This window comes from Acidobacteriota bacterium, from assembly GCA_039030395.1.
GTDB lineage: Bacteria > Acidobacteriota > Thermoanaerobaculia > Multivoradales > JBCCEF01 > JBCCEF01.
The window spans coordinates 1-16057 of sequence record JBCCEF010000014.1 but is presented as its reverse complement, the minus strand read 5'-3'; the positions used below and the strand labels follow the sequence as shown (position 1 = coordinate 16057).

7 protein-coding genes and 1 pseudogene are annotated in these 16057 nt (G+C 64.2%); 1 reads left to right on the top strand and 7 read right to left on the bottom strand.

The window, feature by feature from the left end; translation table 11 throughout:
* Position 1: 1 nt before the first annotated feature.
* The 6 genes from AAF481_13540 to AAF481_13515 form a co-directional block, all read right to left on the bottom strand.
* Positions 2–4000 carry a hypothetical protein gene (locus AAF481_13540; protein MEM7482193.1) on the bottom strand — a complete coding sequence of 1333 codons (3999 nt, stop codon included), beginning with the start codon at positions 3998–4000 and terminating at the stop codon, positions 2–4.
* Positions 3997–7770, bottom strand: a complete 3774-nt coding sequence (locus AAF481_13535) for a tubulin-like doman-containing protein (GenBank protein MEM7482192.1) — start codon at positions 7768–7770, stop codon at positions 3997–3999. The genes AAF481_13540 and AAF481_13535 overlap by 4 nt, the downstream gene beginning before the upstream one ends.
* A gap of 53 nt (positions 7771–7823) precedes the next feature.
* Positions 7824–10586, bottom strand: a complete 2763-nt coding sequence (locus AAF481_13530; GenBank protein MEM7482191.1) for a VWA domain-containing protein — start codon at positions 10584–10586, stop codon at positions 7824–7826.
* Positions 10587–10929: 343 nt separating this feature from the next.
* Positions 10930–12408, bottom strand: a complete 1479-nt coding sequence (locus tag AAF481_13525) for an aminopeptidase P family protein (GenBank protein MEM7482190.1) — start codon at positions 12406–12408, stop codon at positions 10930–10932.
* A 92-nt stretch (positions 12409–12500) separates the two neighbouring features.
* Entirely contained in the window at positions 12501–12749 is a 249-nt protein-coding gene (locus tag AAF481_13520; GenBank protein ID MEM7482189.1) for a SelT/SelW/SelH family (seleno)protein, read from the bottom strand.
* Positions 12750–12774: 25 nt separating this feature from the next.
* Positions 12775–13023, bottom strand: coding sequence for a GlsB/YeaQ/YmgE family stress response membrane protein (locus tag AAF481_13515; GenBank protein MEM7482188.1), 249 nt, complete (start codon positions 13021–13023; stop codon positions 12775–12777).
* A 147-nt stretch (positions 13024–13170) separates the two neighbouring features.
* Between AAF481_13515 and polA the strand changes: the two genes are divergently transcribed.
* The gene (gene polA, locus AAF481_13510; GenBank protein ID MEM7482187.1) at positions 13171–15840 is read left to right on the top strand and encodes a DNA polymerase I; all 2670 of its coding nucleotides are present in this window, start codon (positions 13171–13173) and stop codon (positions 15838–15840) included.
* Between the two features lie 70 nt (positions 15841–15910).
* On the opposite strand, the pseudogene AAF481_13505 reads toward polA, so the two are convergent.
* Positions 15911–16057, bottom strand: a pseudogene (locus AAF481_13505) (IS3 family transposase).

Below are 16057 nucleotides of genomic sequence, written 5' to 3'. Positions count from 1 at the left end.
TTCACTCCGTGGCCTTCCGACCGGGCGTTTCGGCCTCCGGGTTGGTTTGCTGCCGCCCAGGGGTGGAGGCACCGTTGACGTTGCGGTAGAGGCGATCCGCCCATGAGCGATAGCCGGTCAGATGGTGGACCGCCGGAGGGTGACGGTGCCCCGTGTCCGGTCGGTCGTGGAAGGACTCGAAGCGCCTGAGGTTGCGAATGCTGTGCGCTCGGACGCCCTGCACCATGGAGAACATGTAGGCGGCATTTGGGCGAATCGGGTAGCACAGCCGCATCAGGGTACGGGGCCGGACCTGAGGACGATCTTCACGTCGTGCTTGGTCCTCAGCCTGGTCCTCGGCGCGTTCGTAGGCGGTCAGAAGCGCCTGGTCGGCAACCAATGCCGCATCGGCGACGAGCCGCACGCCGTCCGGGTCCAGTCCCTCGTATCCCAAGAACTTTGCGCCGAAGCCGAGGTTCGAGTAGTGGCGGTTGACAAACTCCCGAAGTTGTTTGCCCACCGCATCGGCGAAGTAGTCCAGCTCGGTGATCGGAGTGTTGGCCACCGGAGCGAAGAAGCTCCGCCCGAAACGCATGACTTTCCGGGAGTCGGACAGACAGGCGGCTTTTCGCCACTCTCGAACTCCCCCGACCTGACTGAGAAAATCGATCAAGGGCTCTTCGCCCTGCCGCACGCGGCTACCGTAGTAGTCGACCAGATTGCCCGGATCGATGAGCTGCTCGATCTGACCCCCGGCCCGCACCACGAAAAGATTGCGCAGGTCGTCCCGCTCGTCCGTTCCCGGCGGGGCGGGTCGCACACCCAGGGCCTCCGCTCGGCGGACCATCGCGAGGTTCTGAACGTCGACACTTTCTCGTAGGCGTTGTCCCAGGCCCTCATCCGTCGCGGCTTGTTCGTAAACGTGCAGGGCGTAGCCACGGCGGGCCAGGGCGGTGGTCAAGCGCAGTCGGGTTTCGAGGAAGGAGCGGAGCGACGAGGGCTGGGCGGCGATCTCTCCGTCGTCGCCGGCCACGAGTCGGCGGACAGCGTTCGCCATTTCTCGGATCTTGCGCAAAAGTTCCCGATGGCGCCACCGGCGGTGGACCCACAGGCAGCCTCCTGCGGTGAGGATGAGGAGGCCCGCAGCCACCCACGGAGCAAGGCCGCCTAGGAAAGGTAGGAGGAGGCCGGAGAGTGGCTTTCCGATGGCCGGCATGAGGAGCAGCCACGCCATCAGTCCCAGACGTTGCGGCCCGCAGTCGGGTTTGCGTTCGGCCGCTGCCACGACTTCCTGACGGGCACGAGCCAAGTCGTGACGACGGGGGATGGTGTGGCGCTGACAGACGGATTCGCCGCGACGACGCTCTTCCTCCGTTGCACGCAGGAGTTGGAAGGCTTCACGACGCCGATCCTGAAGTCGCGCCAGCACTGCTGTCAGTCCCCGGGCACTGGTCTGCTGAATTTCGTCGTCCGCGTGCCGTCGAATCTCCGGCAGAGCATTCTTGAGCTGTTGGGTGGTTCGGTGCCGCAGTTTGTCGACCAAGTCGTCCATCCGCCCACGGCGCTGCGTGAGCCGCTGCCAGAGGTGAGAGATGTCCCGCCAGATGTCGGATTCGAAGCGGTCGTCGAAGATCCGCAAAACCTCGAGTTGGGAAACACAGTTGGAAAGTGGGCCAGATTTCGTCAGCGCCTTTGCGATCTTGTTCTCCAACGTTCGAGACTCCTCATCGACGAGAAGCCGCAACGCGATTCGGGCCTCGCGATTCAATTCGTCAGCGCTCTGCGGTGTGGGCAGTTCCGTCGCTTCAGAGCCTTTCCAGGCGGATTTCTTGCTCAGTTGGTAGAGGCATTCGCGGGCCAGCCGATTGGCGAGGTACTCGCGCGCTCGTTCCGCCGGGAACTCGATCTCGCAGCAGGCGAAGGAGGCGAAGAAGTCGTCGCCGCCAGGGCCGACGGCGGTGCGGCGCAGCCAATCGTCCCGCGATAGGTCGTTGCGGATCTGAAAAGCCAGGAAGTCGCGCGTCTGGCGGATGCTGTCCCTGAGGGTCAATACCGCCGTATCGGTGACCCGCCCGTTGATGAAGATCTGAGAAACCCGGCGCCTCGCGGAAGGGAGTACGGCCTCTACCCAGCGCCGCACGCGATGCACCGAGTCGATAATGGCCGCTTCCTCCAGGCGCGTTTCCTCGAGAGGCGCGCCGCCGAAGGGATCCGCCGGATGCGGCATCCACAGGATCGGCACGATGGACAGGGCGCGGTCGAAGCCCTCGCGGTGCAGCTCGAAGATCGAGCTGAAGGAGCGGAGTAGCTCCGAGTGGACGTCTCGTAGCACCTCCGTCATCTTGATGCGAGTGAAGGGCTCGCTCATATCACCCACGACATAAACCGTCAGCCGCGGCGGTGTACGGGTGGGCCGCTTGCGGTAGGTTGGCAGGAAGGAGAAATCGAGAAGATCGCGGGCTTCCTCGTTGAGGGCCTTGCGCAGGGCGAGGCTTCCGGCCGGGTCCGCTGCATCGTCCTCTCCTGCTGCCTCCAGTACAGGGCCGCCTCCGGAGAGGATCACCTCGCGCATGAGGGGCCGCCGGCGGGCTTGTTTCACTTCGTCGGCCTGGCCCAGTGCGGCTAGGCGGCGCTCGAGTGCGTTCTCCTCCCAGAGGTGGGAGTCGGCTTCGAGGCGAAGGGAGCGCAGAAAGCGCGTTGGCCGATCGGCGAGTTGGTGGGGAGAGCCTTCCAGGGCCGAAAGCCGCGGAGCGTCCGGTGCGGCCTCGCGGTCTTCCTTGAGCGGTCGAACGACCATCTCTTTCATGATCTGCAGGGACTGCTGGATCGCCTCGTCAGTCGATTCCGAACGTCGCTGGTGGGGCATGGGCGAGCGTTCTTCGACCTGTTCGCGATCGAGGTCGACCCAGAGACGGACCAGGCCGCGGTAGAGAAACCTGGCGAGATGCCGCAGGCGATCCTCCAGGCACCCTTGAAACTCTTCGTCCGCCTCGGATCGTTCGAGGGCGTGGTCGAACAGGCCGAGGCGAAAACGGCTGACGGCGAGAGGCTTGTAGGGCGCCTCCGATCGCTCCGTGAAATCTGTTGCCCAACCGGTGGTTTGCCAATCCTCGCCGAGGAGGCGCAAGGCGTCGATGGGTGTGTCCGGGTCGCCCGGTTGGGGTACGAACGGTGGGGGCAGGACAATGGAGTCCTCGCGATAGGGCCACGAACCCTTCGGTGCCTCGGCTTCCTCGAGGGGCGAGGGTGCGATCTCATCCAGCAAACGGTCATGGGCACCGTAGTCGGTTTCCGGATCCTCCAGAATCCTCCGGATCGAGTGTCCTGGAATGACCCCTCTTTGAGGTACTCCTCCGGCACTCGGTCCGGGCGACTGCGGCTCCACGAGGTCGCTCAGCCAACGCCATGGCGAGGGGTCGCGGCCCTCGGCGAGGCTACGGCAGCGCATGATCGTGGCGAGCAGTACCGTCGGGCTGTGTCCCTGGCGAATTCGGTTGATCAGAGGCGCGATGAAGAGCTGAAGAGTGCCTTGCCGCTCTGCTCGGCGGCGCAGGGTTTCGGCCGCGAGCAGCGGATCCGGATCGAGGTCCTGCCAGTCGAAATAGCGCCGCCGGACCAGCCGTTCGTCGTCTTTGCGTCGGGAACCCTCCGAGGCGAGCTGGAGGTCGCTGGCCCGCACCGGGCCGTGGTCCCGCGGTACCGCCACCTGGTACCGGCTGTGGCGGTAGCGGATCAGGCCGAGGGCGCGAAGGATGGCGAAGTCGAGCACGATGGAGGGCATGTCGTCGCCCCCCACGTAGTGCGCGATGCGAAGTTTCCCGAGTTCTCTTTCCCGCCAGTCATCCTTCCGCTCGTCTTGCGACCGAATCCAGAATAGGCGCAGGTTCTTGAGAGACAGGTCCGCTCCGGACAGCCGGAGCTGCTGCCAGTCCTCGCCCAGGCGCTCGAGCACCGCCAAACCGAAGCGACCCAACCCCACCACCAGTGACGGGGCCGGGTAGACGAGACCGTCGTCGGTCATGAAGCGGGCGTCTCGGTCTCGGCGCCCTTGGAATTGCGGCCCTTGCCCTTGGGAACCGTTCCCCCCTTTTGCGGGTCTTCGCCGTTGCGGTGGTTGTGGCGCAGCCCTTCGAGCATCGACTGGAGTCGCCCCGCCGTCAGTGGTTTGAACAGCGACTGGAAGGAGCTCGGCGTTTCCGGCACCGCGCCGGAGTCTTCGAGTTTGCTCCATCGCTCGCTGAAGAAAGCGAGTATCTGAATACTCTGGGCCAGGCTCTTCTGGGCTTCGGCGGTGGTCAGGTTCTGCGCATAGATCCTGAAGTCTTCGTTGCGGCTACGGCTCTCAAGCTGCCGATTGCGCAGCTCTTCGAGTAGCTTCTCGAGAGCCTCATGCAGGCGCTCATAGGAGTCCTGGAGATCATTGAGAATGAGCCTTTGTGCCGGTTTGCGGTCGTGGCCGTAGTGGTTGCTCAGGTCCTCATACTCCAGGCGCCATTCGAAGGGCAAGTGACTGATCGCGCCTAGGAGTTCCGGCGCCATACCGTTGCGGATACCGTGCAGGGAATCGCGATATTCGGAAAAATTGACCCTCTCCGCGTTGAGTACCTTCGGCAGTTTCTCGATGGCACGGGCGAGGGTATCGCCGAGTTCGTGGTACCCCGCCTGGTGATCTTCCGGCAATGACTCGAGATCCGGATCGAGGAGCAAGTAGCGGCCGCGACGCCGGATCAAGCAGTTGGCGCCCTCTTTCAATCGCGGATGTTCGGTGCACAGTAGGGCCGTGAAGTTGATGATCTGATCCCGCACCAGCACCTGGCGGTGTTGTTCCTTGAGTACGTTCGGATCCAGATCAGACAGGGCGGTGCCCTCCCAGTTCTTGTCGATATGAAGTGCCTTCGAGCGTCGCGCCTGACGGCGGAAGGTGTCGTAGTGGTGTTTCATCACATCGAGTCGGCCGAAGGCATAGAGGGGTACGTTCAGCACCGAGCGGTAGAACACGATTTCCTTGGCGTTGTGCCAATCGCTCGACACCCAGTCGAGATCGGCGATGTTGGCGTTGCGCAGCGCTCGCTCAATGTTGCTGTTCTTGAAGTTTTCGTCGATGGCGGCCAGAAAGACATGATCCGGCCGCACGCCGCCGTGCTGATCTTGGCCCTGGTCGTAGACGCACAGGATGGAGGCCTTTTCTTTCACCACCCGTTTGATCTTGTCGCGCAGGTATTCCTGGTGCTTTAGGTCACCGAAGTCGATCTGCTTCTCCTCCGGCAGAGCGCGATACTCCGCCAGAACCTGGCGGATCCTCCGTTCGCCTTCGCCTTTGATGGTCTCGCTGTGACTGCGATAGAGGGCGCGGTAGATGATTTCGAGTTCAAGGGCGTCCGACAGGGTGAGGCCGTCGCGCAGTTCGCGGTCGGGCGAGTGAGGGTCGCCGCCGATACGCTTCACCAAGACTTCGTGGGCGTAGTGCCGCAAGGCGGTGAAGAGCTGCTCCAGGCGAGTGGTACTGGTGCTCCGGCCGCGGCGCTGGGAGAGGTCGACTACCGTATCGCTGAGGATTTGTTGCACCCGGTCGTTGGTGAGCGAGAGTTCCGGAAGATCGGCGATCTTGTCTTCGAAGTAAAAATCCCAGAATCGCCGATTGTCCTCGCCTTGGAGCGCCTCGGCGTCGAGAACGTACTGGTTGGCGGAGTCTTCGCCCTGGGTCTGGAGGCGTTCCAGAAGGCGGCTGTACTCGCGCTCCAGGTTGATCGAGCCTCGTTCCATTTCCCTCATCTCGTCGGCGTAGCCCTGTAGGGCTTCACGCAGCTCGCCGAGTTGCGAGAGAAACTCGCGCCGCACGTCGTGAAAGGCGAGGTCCCGGGCCTGGGAAAGAACGTGCTCGATCAATTCGTCGTCGGGTTTGATCTTGGCGCTCGGCTTCTTCTCCTGGACGTCGAAGTTCGAGACCCGCTCGTCGTCCGGCGCCTGGTCGAAATTGACTCTTTCGAGGAGGGAGAGCACGGCATAGCGTTTGGCAATGAGGTCGACTTCCGCCGCGTCGCTGCGCAAGAACTCGAGGTTGACCAGGCGCTCCATGCCCGGCATTCGGACGGTGCCTTCGCTGAATCCGTCGCGCAGTCGCCGTAGGCCTTCTCGGCGCAGTTCGTCCCGCCAGGAGGTGGCGCGGCGCTTGAGTTCGACCACCTTGATGGGGGTGCGTACCGGGGCGGGGTTGTGCCCTTTGATGGCCTGATGCGCCCGGTCCAGAAGGGTCGGGTCGTCGCCCGGCATGCCGGCGAGTAGGGGGAGGACGATGCCTCCGATGGAGGCACTGAGGCGGCCCTCCACCAACTGCTGCTCCTGGCGCATGGCGTCGCCATGGATCTCCGGATCGAAGGAGACGGTGCCGTCGAGTTTGGGTTCCGATCCCAAGTAGTGCCCGTGGCGGAAGATGCCTTGGAATCGTCCGGCCTTGTTTTCCCGATATTCACAGGCGGCGAGCAGCCTGACGTGCTTGGAGAATAGGCGGTCATAGAGGCGGTTGCGGTCCGTCTTCTGGGGTTGGTCGGGAATCTCCGAGGCGCGGTAGATCTGAGCGTCTTCGTCGTCGTTCTTGGTGACCTCGTCGAAGCGGGCTCGATCCTGGCGCAGCGGTGAGTAGGTCGCATCCGGCGGGATCTCGCCCATGAAACTGGCACGGATCAGAGAGAGGGCCGCGGCTTGGCTGCAGTACTCGATCAGGCCCGGTACCGGCACCAGGAGCACGGCGCAGCCAAAGGAGCCGTAGAAGGTCGAGAAGCCGGCGATTCCTCGTTCCTCGAAATCGTCCGGCACCAGGAAGCGCTGGTACTGGGTGTAGTTGTCGTAGTCGGATAGCTGAGCCCCGTAGAGCGGCGAGAAAAACTGCAGATAGAGCCCGTCCGCCGCGGCATCCACCGGTTCCGGCACACTAAAGCTCTCGGGTTTGTCGATCAGGTAGAGAAAGTCGAAGGGCCGCTCGTAAACGCGCACTTTTGAGGGATTGGCCGGGTTGTAGTGGAACGCCTCTCCGTCCGCGGGGAAGAAGGGTGAGTCCGGAGCGCCGAGTTTCATCAGGTGCTCGGTTTCCTTGAGCGCGGCATAGCCGTTGGCGAAGGTGCCGTCCTTGTTGACTCCCACTTTGTCCTCGAACACTGCCGGCAGCACCGCGACGCCGATCATGGTGGCGCGGCCCAATTCCGACGCCTGCTCCCGCAACATGTAGCTCACCGGCAAATGACAGCCGGAGCCGGTGCCGCCGGCGATCGAGTAACACAGGACGATGCGGATCTCGTCTGAATCGAGTCGGCGGTGACCGTGTTCGTGGCTCTTGAGCTGTTCGAGCAGGTTGCGGAACCTCGGTGCGAAGTCTTTGTGCTTCATCTGGTAATAGACCCCGAGCCGAGCTTCGATCCGGATCTGCCCGGCTCCCGCCGTGTCGCCGGAGCGGAAGCGATAGTCCGAGGGCACCCACTGGGTGAAGTATTCGTCGGCTTCCAGGAACTTCTTGCCGGACGCGAGGTTGGCGTACTCCTCTTTCTCAAAGTCGCTGATCAAGAAGGTGGCGTCGGCGACATCCCGATAGGACTCCAGGTCGTTGACGTTGGTGTCGACCATGGCGAACTTCACGAGGTCGCTGAACCGCTCCCGAAAGTCCGGTCGGCGTCGGAGGTGATCGGCGACGCGCTTCACCATACGGCAGCCGGCGCCGCCCAGCCCCACGAAGAGCATGGGACTGACCCCGCTCGGGGTGGTCAACATTTCGTCGACAATCAGTTTTCGATCTCTGGTCATTGTGCTGATCCCTCCTGAGAAATTCCGTCGGGCGAGTCGAAGTCCGGGTTCGGCTACCCCAGCTCCCAACCGCCGATGTGTCCTTCCGTTCGTTCCGATGCGGCGATCCGGTGAATCAACCGCTCGTTTTTCGTCAGTTGTTCGATGGTGTAGTCGTCGGCTTTGCCGTACCAACCTTGCGGCGTGAGGTTTCCTACCTTTCCGCGAGGTCCGCGGACGGCAAAGAAGTGGATACCCGATCCGGCCCGGGCGAAAAGACGCCCTTCGTCGCCCGGATCGATCTCCGGGTTTCCTTGCAGCCTGCCGACGATGTCCCGTTCACCCTTGAAGTCGACGGACGAGAGTTCGAGCCTCGGAGCCAAATTCAGCTCCGCTGTCTCCCGATACGTTCTCCACGGCAGGCCGAAAACGAACGGATTCGCTCGCCACCAGGCCTGGATCCGCTGGCTCCACGGAATGCCCGCCTTGATGATCTCCAGCACCACTTCGCGGTCGTCGGCCCGCTGGGTGCCGGGTTGGGGATTGCCTCCGTAGGTCGGCCAGTAGAGCGGCACCAGGCGGGTGGCGAGTTGATCCCGTGAGAGCCACTGGACGCTGGTGAACATGCTGGCGATGTAAAACGTCAGCAAGCCGGCCAGCAGCCCGAGAAGGCCGCCGAGTACCCAGGGCCGGTAGCAGACCCACCAGTTGCTCGTCGCCACCACCTGCACCTTGGCGACCACCGGCGCTCCACCGTCGACCGGTACTAGCCGAAGCTCACCCCAGTAGGTTCCGGAGCTACAGCACCGCGGGACCTCCACTCGGAGGGTCAGGGGCTCGTTGGGCGCGATGGCGACTTGCCGTTGGCGTACCACCTCGCCATCGGAATCGAGCAGCATCCGCACGTCGCTCTGTTCGTCGAGGAATCCCAGGGGTAGATTGTCGGCGGGTTTGCCCTGCCGGCTGAGAGGCTCGATGGTGGCGTCGTAGTGGACCATTGCGCGGGCTGGTACCCCCGGTTCGGCCGGCGGCGGATTCACTACACCTTCGCCCGCGCTCCCGGCTTCTAGTTCGAACCGTAGGGTCTCGGCTTGGCGTACCGTGGAGTCCAGCCGAAACCCCAAAGGCACGGTGATCGTGCCGACCTCCGGTAGCTTCTCCATTGCCACCTGGAGGCGAGCTTCCTCCACGGGATAGACCCCGTCGGGCCCGCAGTCTTCGGCCACCACGAGTTGCAGGGGGTAGGACTTGCCGCTGCGCACCTTCACGGTTCCCCCCAGCGGGCGGTCAGCGAAGGTCAACGTGACGCAGGCCGGCAGGTCCGCGCCTTCCATCAGTCTCAGTTTTACCGGCGTTTTGGTGTAGTTGCCTTCCAGGGCCAGCATCTTGGTGTAGCTGTTGCCAGGGTAGACGTCGCCGAAGTGTGCCTTTGCAGGCTGAGGCTGAATGCTTCGATCAATGGCTTGGAGGGTTCGGCTGCCGGCGGAGATCAACGGTTGCGATGAGCCGTTCGGTGCGATCATGAGCACCTGCGCACGGATCGTGTGGATGCCCTCGGGGAGGGTCGGAAGATCGAGCCGGAAGGTCGCCTGATCGGCCGCAGCGGGTTCCTCTCGGATCTCCTTCGTCGCCACCGATTCGGTGGACATCACAACTTCTCCCTGGAGCTGTGCGGCGGTGATGTCCGGGCCGACGACCTCCCCTTGTTCGTTGACCAAGGTGATCACGGCGCAAAGATCGCTGTGCACGCCGACGACGTCCGTCGCCGGGGGGCCTTCGCCGCTGCAGGGACCCTGGAGAATCTCGAACTCGCTGGCGAGGCGGTACTCCGGCAGCGCCACCATCTCCCAGCTCTCGCCGGCTCCTTTCACGGTCACCGTCATCGGCTCGCCGGTGGGGCGATAGCGGGCGCTGGTGAAGCGATACTTCTTGCCGTCCGGTGCGAAATGGTGGCGTGCCTTGTCGAGTACCTCCACCGGAACCCGGCGACCGCCACCTCGGGGGGTGACAAGAATTTCCAGGTCCGGCGAGTCGCCCGGTGCGACCGCCAGCAAACTCACCGACCGCGCCCCATGGTGCGCTGGCAGAAAGCCGTCCGTCGGCCTGAGGATTTGTGATTCATAGCCCTGAGAGCGGGAGAGAGCGAGGGCGAAGGTATTCAAGATCTGGGTGGGGTCGCCGCCGCGCAGTGGGCGGGTCGCTCCTCCGGTCTCCTCGACCATGCGTCGGAGGTCCGGCGACGCTCCGCTTCGCTCGAACTCGAGCAAGTAGAACTGAAAGCGATTCTGTTGGTGAGACGGCAGGTCCTCGAGCAGGTCCAGGACCCGTTCTTCGCCTGGCGGAGTGCAGCTACCGTCGGTCAGGAAGATCACCACTTGGGAGACCGCCGGCTGGTCCTGGCTCTTGAGCTGGCTGAAGGCTTCCTGAAGGGCAGTGCGGCAAGGCGTGTTGGATCCGTCGTAGGCGGCCAGTTTGCCGCTGAGGTCGAGGGTGCGTTTCATCTCGTCGCGGTGACCGGGGGCGAGTGGGTCGAGGCCCGTTTGGGGCTCTCCCTCGGAGGGACCGTTCAGACGGATCACGCTGACCGAGTCGCGTTCATCGAGTACGCCGAGCAGAGCCCGCACCGCAAAGACCGCCAAGCGGTCCGGGTCGGGGCCTCTGCCCCGCGACTCGCTCATGCTTCCGGAGTCGTCGATGATGAAAACGAACTGCGCCTCTCGGGGTTCGATGGCCGATCGGGCGGCGGACGCGGGGCGTGGGAATAGCGGGACGAGCATCGCCAGTGCAATCCACGGCCCGGCGACCATCGAAGCTTGAGCGCTCCGCAACCACGACATCGACTTCCTCCCCACTCAACACGGCGCGCGACTTGAAAATGAGTGCGCGACGCCACCTGAATTCATCTCGACCGCTTCGCGAGCATGCGGGTTGACTCAACCTCTTCGGTTTGCGAGCAGTCTTTACAGCGCAAGGAGGGCGGGCGCCGGGTCAAGATCGCAGAGGCCTACGAGACATTCAGCTATCGGGATATGTGCGCCTCGCGATGTGGCGCTTCCCGTGCAATGCGCGGTGGGGCTTGGAGGGGGACCTGCAGAGGAAGACACCTGCCCATCTCGCGAGCGAATGCCGATCCGAGAGGGGATTCGTTCTCGGCCTTGTGCCTGGGTACTGCGGGAAGGACTACGAAGGACCGGCCAGCAGCGCCTCGATCTCATCCACCGTCCGGGCGAGCCCGTCGGACATCAGCTCGGGGCCGTCCTCGGTGATCCAGATGTCGTCCTCGATGCGCACGCCGATGCCGTCGTAGCGCTCCAAGGCCTGGCGGATCTTCGCCTGGTCGGTCTCGGGAAGCTCCCGGAAGGCGGCGCTGGCTTCGACGTCCGCGCGGCGCACGTAGAGGCCCGGTTCCAGGGTCCACACCATGTCCGCTTCGAAGGCGCGGGTGCGGTCGAAGGCGTCGTGCACCTGGAGGCCGATGGGGTGTCCCAGACCGTGGAGGTAGTACATCTCCACCTGTGCCGGGGTCGCTTCAGTGATCAGGCCGAGGGCGAGAAGTTCCCGGCCGAGGACCTCGATCGCGAGGTTGTGGACCTCCGCCATGCGGCCGCCCGGCCGCATCTTCGGCAGGCACTCGCTCCAGGCGGCCAGGACGGCTTCGTAGATCTCCCTCTGCGGCTCCGAGAAGGTGCCGTCCACCGGGAAGGTGCGGGTGATGTCCGCCGTGTAGCCATCGACCTCCGCTCCCACATCCATCAACAGCAGATCACCGCGGTCGATCGCCTCGTTGTTGGTGTTGTAGTGCAGGGTGGTGGCGTTGTAGCCGGCGGCGACAATCGACGGGTATCCCCAGCAGCAGGCGCCGCGGTCTCGGAAGGTGTGCTCGATGGTCGCCTCCACCTGGTACTCGTGTTCCGCCGTCCGGGCGCGGCGCCCGGCGGCCTCCACCGCCTCGACGGTGATGTCCACGGCGCGCTGGAGAACCTTGCGCTCGGCCGGGCTCTTGATCTCGCGCAGGGCTTTCACCTGCGGCGAGAGGTCACGCACCTGCACTTCCGGGAAGCGCTGGCGGACCGTGTGGGCTAGTTTCTGCTCAGGGGTCAGCTCGCCCGCCGCACCTCGGCTCTCCAGGTCCAGCCAAAGCGTGGCTCGACCCTGGCGCACCGCTTCGAGGAGCGACGGCAAGCCGGGCGGGCGGTAATAGCGGTAGAGGTCCGTCTCGCCCCAGGGGAGACCGCCGAAGGCGACATGCGCGAATCCCTCGAACCGGCTCGCCGAAACCACCTCGGAAATGCCGCTCAGGGCGGTTGCTTCGTCCTGCGAAAATAGGCGGCCGTCCCACACTTCCGCCAGCGGATCGCGGTCGAGCAGGAACAGGATCTCCCGGTGTGTCTCTTCCCCGGGAAGGAGCGCCAGGGCGGTACCGGGCTGGTCGATGCCCGTCAGATAGAGGATCGAATCGTCCTGGCGGAACGGCCAGTTCACGTCTCCGTTGCGATGCTTCGCCTCGTGCGGCAGGAGCAGGGCGACGCCATCCGGGCCGATGACCTCCGCCAGCCGAGCGCGGCGGGCGGAGTACTCCTCCGCGGGGATCTCCGCCAGGGCGAAAGACCCGATGAAAAGCAGGGCGAAACACAAAACTCCAGGCTGGAAGCGTCGCAAGGTGGGTGGCTCCTGGGTCTACGGTGGTGGGGAATAAAGAGAAGGGCGACCGCGCCGGCCGCCCCTCTCGAGCGAACGAGGTGGTGCAGCAGTCAGGCGCTCAGGCGCCCAGCGAGGCCCGCCTCCACCTCGCCGTCCTCCGGAAAGCGGTTGGTCTCATTCTTCGAGAACAGCAGCTCGCCGTCGAGCTTCACTTCGAAGGCTCCGCGGGAGCCCTTGATCAGCTCCGTCTCGAGGTCGTTTTCCCCCCCGAAACGCTTTTCAATCGATTCCGCCAGACCGGCGGCTCGTGGGTGGTAGTTTCAAACAACGCAGTATTCGATCGTCAGCTTGCGCGACATGTGAGGGTCTCCTTAGAGAACCGGCTCAGCGCCGGGTGATGCGGTAGATGAGGAGGAGGATGACGGTGCCGGCCACGGCCATCAGTAGGCTGGGAACATTGAATCCCGAGATGCCGCCGTAGCCCAAGAAATTCCCGATGAAGCCGCCGATCAGCGCTCCCACGATGCCGAGAATAGTAGTGACGACGCAGCCGCCGGGATCGTCGCCCGGCATGATGAACTTCGCCAACGCGCCCGCGACCAAGCCGAAGGCGATCCATACGAGAATTCCCATTCCATCTCCTCCGTAGTGGGTAGATCTGCCGCGCCGAGCGCGACGCCCGAGTCTACCAGCCGCGAAGCACCTCCGAATCGTGACCAGCAGACCTCCGCTGCCGTGACCCCATGAGTCGATCGGTCTCCCCATGAGTAGAATGCCGTCATGCCCGACAACCGCTCTCGCCTCTACCTGATCGACGGCTACTCGAACATCTTCCGCGCTTTCTACGCCATTCGGAATCTCTCCAGCTCCAAGGGGGAGCCAACCAACGCGGTATTTGGCTTCATCAACATGCTCAAGAAGCTCCTGCGGGAGCAGGAGCCGGAGTTCATCGGCGTCGCCCTGGACGTCGGCCGCAAGACCGTGCGGAGCGAGCAATATGCCGACTACAAGGCCAACCGCTCGCCCATGCCGGACGACCTCAAGGTGCAGATCCCGTACATCCGACGGCTGCTCGAGGCCTACCGCATCCCGATGCTCGAGGTCGAAAACTACGAGGCCGACGACGTCCTCGGCACCCTCGCCGATCGCGCCGCCGAAGCGGGCTACGAGGTGGTGCTGGTGAGTGCCGACAAGGATTTGATGCAGCTCGTCGGCGACCATGTCTTCCTGATGCATACCGGTCGGGAGAAGCTCTACGACGCGGCTCTCGTCACCGAAGATTTCGGCGTGCCGCCGAACCAGGTGATCGACGTGCTGGCCTTGATGGGCGACACCAGCGACAACGTCCCCGGCGTCCCCGGCATCGGCGCCAAGGGTGCGGTGACCCTGGTCAAAGAGCACGGCTCCGTCGAGACCCTGCTGGAGGTGGCGCCGGAACTCAAGCGCAAAAGCTACCGCGAGAACCTTCAGGAGCACGCCGCCGCCGCCCGCCTCTCCAAAGAGCTGGTCACCATCCATCGCGATCTACCCTTGCCCTTCGAGCCGGACAAGCTCCGCCGCGACCCGCCGGACGAAGAGGCCCTGCGCGAGCTGTTCACCGAGCTGGAGTTTTTTTCCCTGGCCGAAGAGCTGGACTCCGGCGACGGCGGCGAGGCGCCGCGACCGGCGATCGGCCTCGGAAGCGCCGACGATTGGGCGGAGAGGACGGCGGCCCTGGGAGACGAAATCCTGCTCGCCCTGGTCGGCTTCGGCGAACCCGTCGGCCTGGCCGTGTGGACCGGCGAAGAGACCGTCTACGCGGACTTCCGCAACGAAGAGCTGGCCGAGGCCGTCCGCGCCAGCTTGCGCGAGTGGATCGCCGACGGCGACCGTGAACTGGTCGGACACGACTTGAAAGAGGTCCTCCGCCAGGTGCCGGATGCCGTTGGCGCACGCGGCGTCCGCTGCGCGGCGGCCCTGTTCGACACCATGCTCGCCTCCTACCTGCTGCGTTCCGCCGCCCACAGCCACGGTTTCGAGGATCTCGTCCTCGACCGCCTCGGCCACCGGGCCCTTACCGCCAAAGACGTCGGCTTCGACCGCGGCCACCAGCCGCCGCCGGAGGACGAACGCCTCCTCGCCCTGGTCGGCGAGCGCGCCGCCCTCCTGCCGCGCTTGGTCGGCCCCATGCGCAAAGAGCTGGGCGAAGCGGAGGATCCAGCAGAGCGCGGTGCCCTGGCGAAGGTGTACCGCGAGATCGAAGAGCCGCTCATCCCCATCCTGCTGGCCATGGAAGAGGCCGGCGTCCTCCTCGACGTCGACTTTCTGGCGGAGATGTCCGAAGAAATCGGCGCCGAACTCGAGCAGATCGAAGAGCAGATCTACTCCGTCGCCGGCGAGACCTTCAACATCAACTCCCCGGCGCAGCTCGGCGTGCTGATGTTCGAAAAGCTCGGCTACCCGGTGATCCGCCGCACCCGCAAAACCAAAAGCTACGCCACCGGCGCCGACGTGCTCGAAGAACTGGCCGACCGCGGCTACCCGCTGCCGGACCTCATCCTCAAGTTCCGGGAACTGTCCAAGCTCAAGTCCACCTACGTGGATGCACTCCCCACCCTGGTGGGGGACGACGGCCGCATCCACACCCGCTTCAACCAGGCCGTCGCCGCCACCGGCCGGTTGTCTTCCGCCCACCCCAACCTCCAGAACATCCCCATCCGCACCGAACTGGGGCAGCGCATCCGCAAAGCCTTCATCGCCCCACCGGGCAAGCAGCTCCTCAAGGCCGACTACAGCCAGATCGAGCTGCGCATCCTGGCCCACATCGCCGAAGAAGAAGCTCTCATCGAAGCCTTCCAGCGCGGCGAAGACATCCACCAATCCACCGCCGCCACCGTTTTCGGCATCGACCCCGGCCTGGTCAGCCCCGACCAGCGTCGCGCCGCCAAAGTCATCAACTTCGGCATCCTCTACGGCATGAGCCCCTTCGGCCTCGCCAAGAACCTCAAGATCTCGAGCAAAGAAGCCGAAGAATTCATCGACGCGTACCTCTCCCGCTACCCGGGAGTCAAACGCTACATGGACGAAACCCTCGAAGACGCCAAGGCCACCGGCAAAGTCGAAACCCTCTACGGCCGCATCCGCTGGCTACCGGACATCACCAGCAAGAACCGCAACCTCCGAGAAAACGCCAAGCGCATGGCCATCAACGCGAGGATCCAGGGCACGGCAGCGGACGTGATGAAAATCGCCATGATCCGGGTGGCGGAGCGGTTGGCGGAGGCGGGGGTGGAGGCGCGGTTGCTGTTGACAGTGCATGATGAGGTAGTTCTCGAAGTGCCAGAGGAGGAACGGACGGACAGGGCGGTGGGGGAGCTGGTGAAGCGGGAGATGGCCGGGGTGGTGGAGTTGCGGGTGCCGCTGGTGGTGGATTTGGGGGTGGGTGGAAGTTGGTTTGGGAAAAAGGGGTGAGAGCAGCTGAATCGCCCCGGGTTTTCCGGAGTCTGAATGAGCTGAGTCCCGCGCTTGCGGGCTGTTCTCGTAGTTGTCGATGGTAGTGTTTTTCGTGTTCTGCTGGCGGCAGATGTCCGATAGATCCCAACAGTCTCTTATGGTTGAACCAGTGGACCCACTCGAGGGTGGCGAATTCGACGTCATCGAGGCTGCGCCAGGGGCCGCGCTTTCGGAT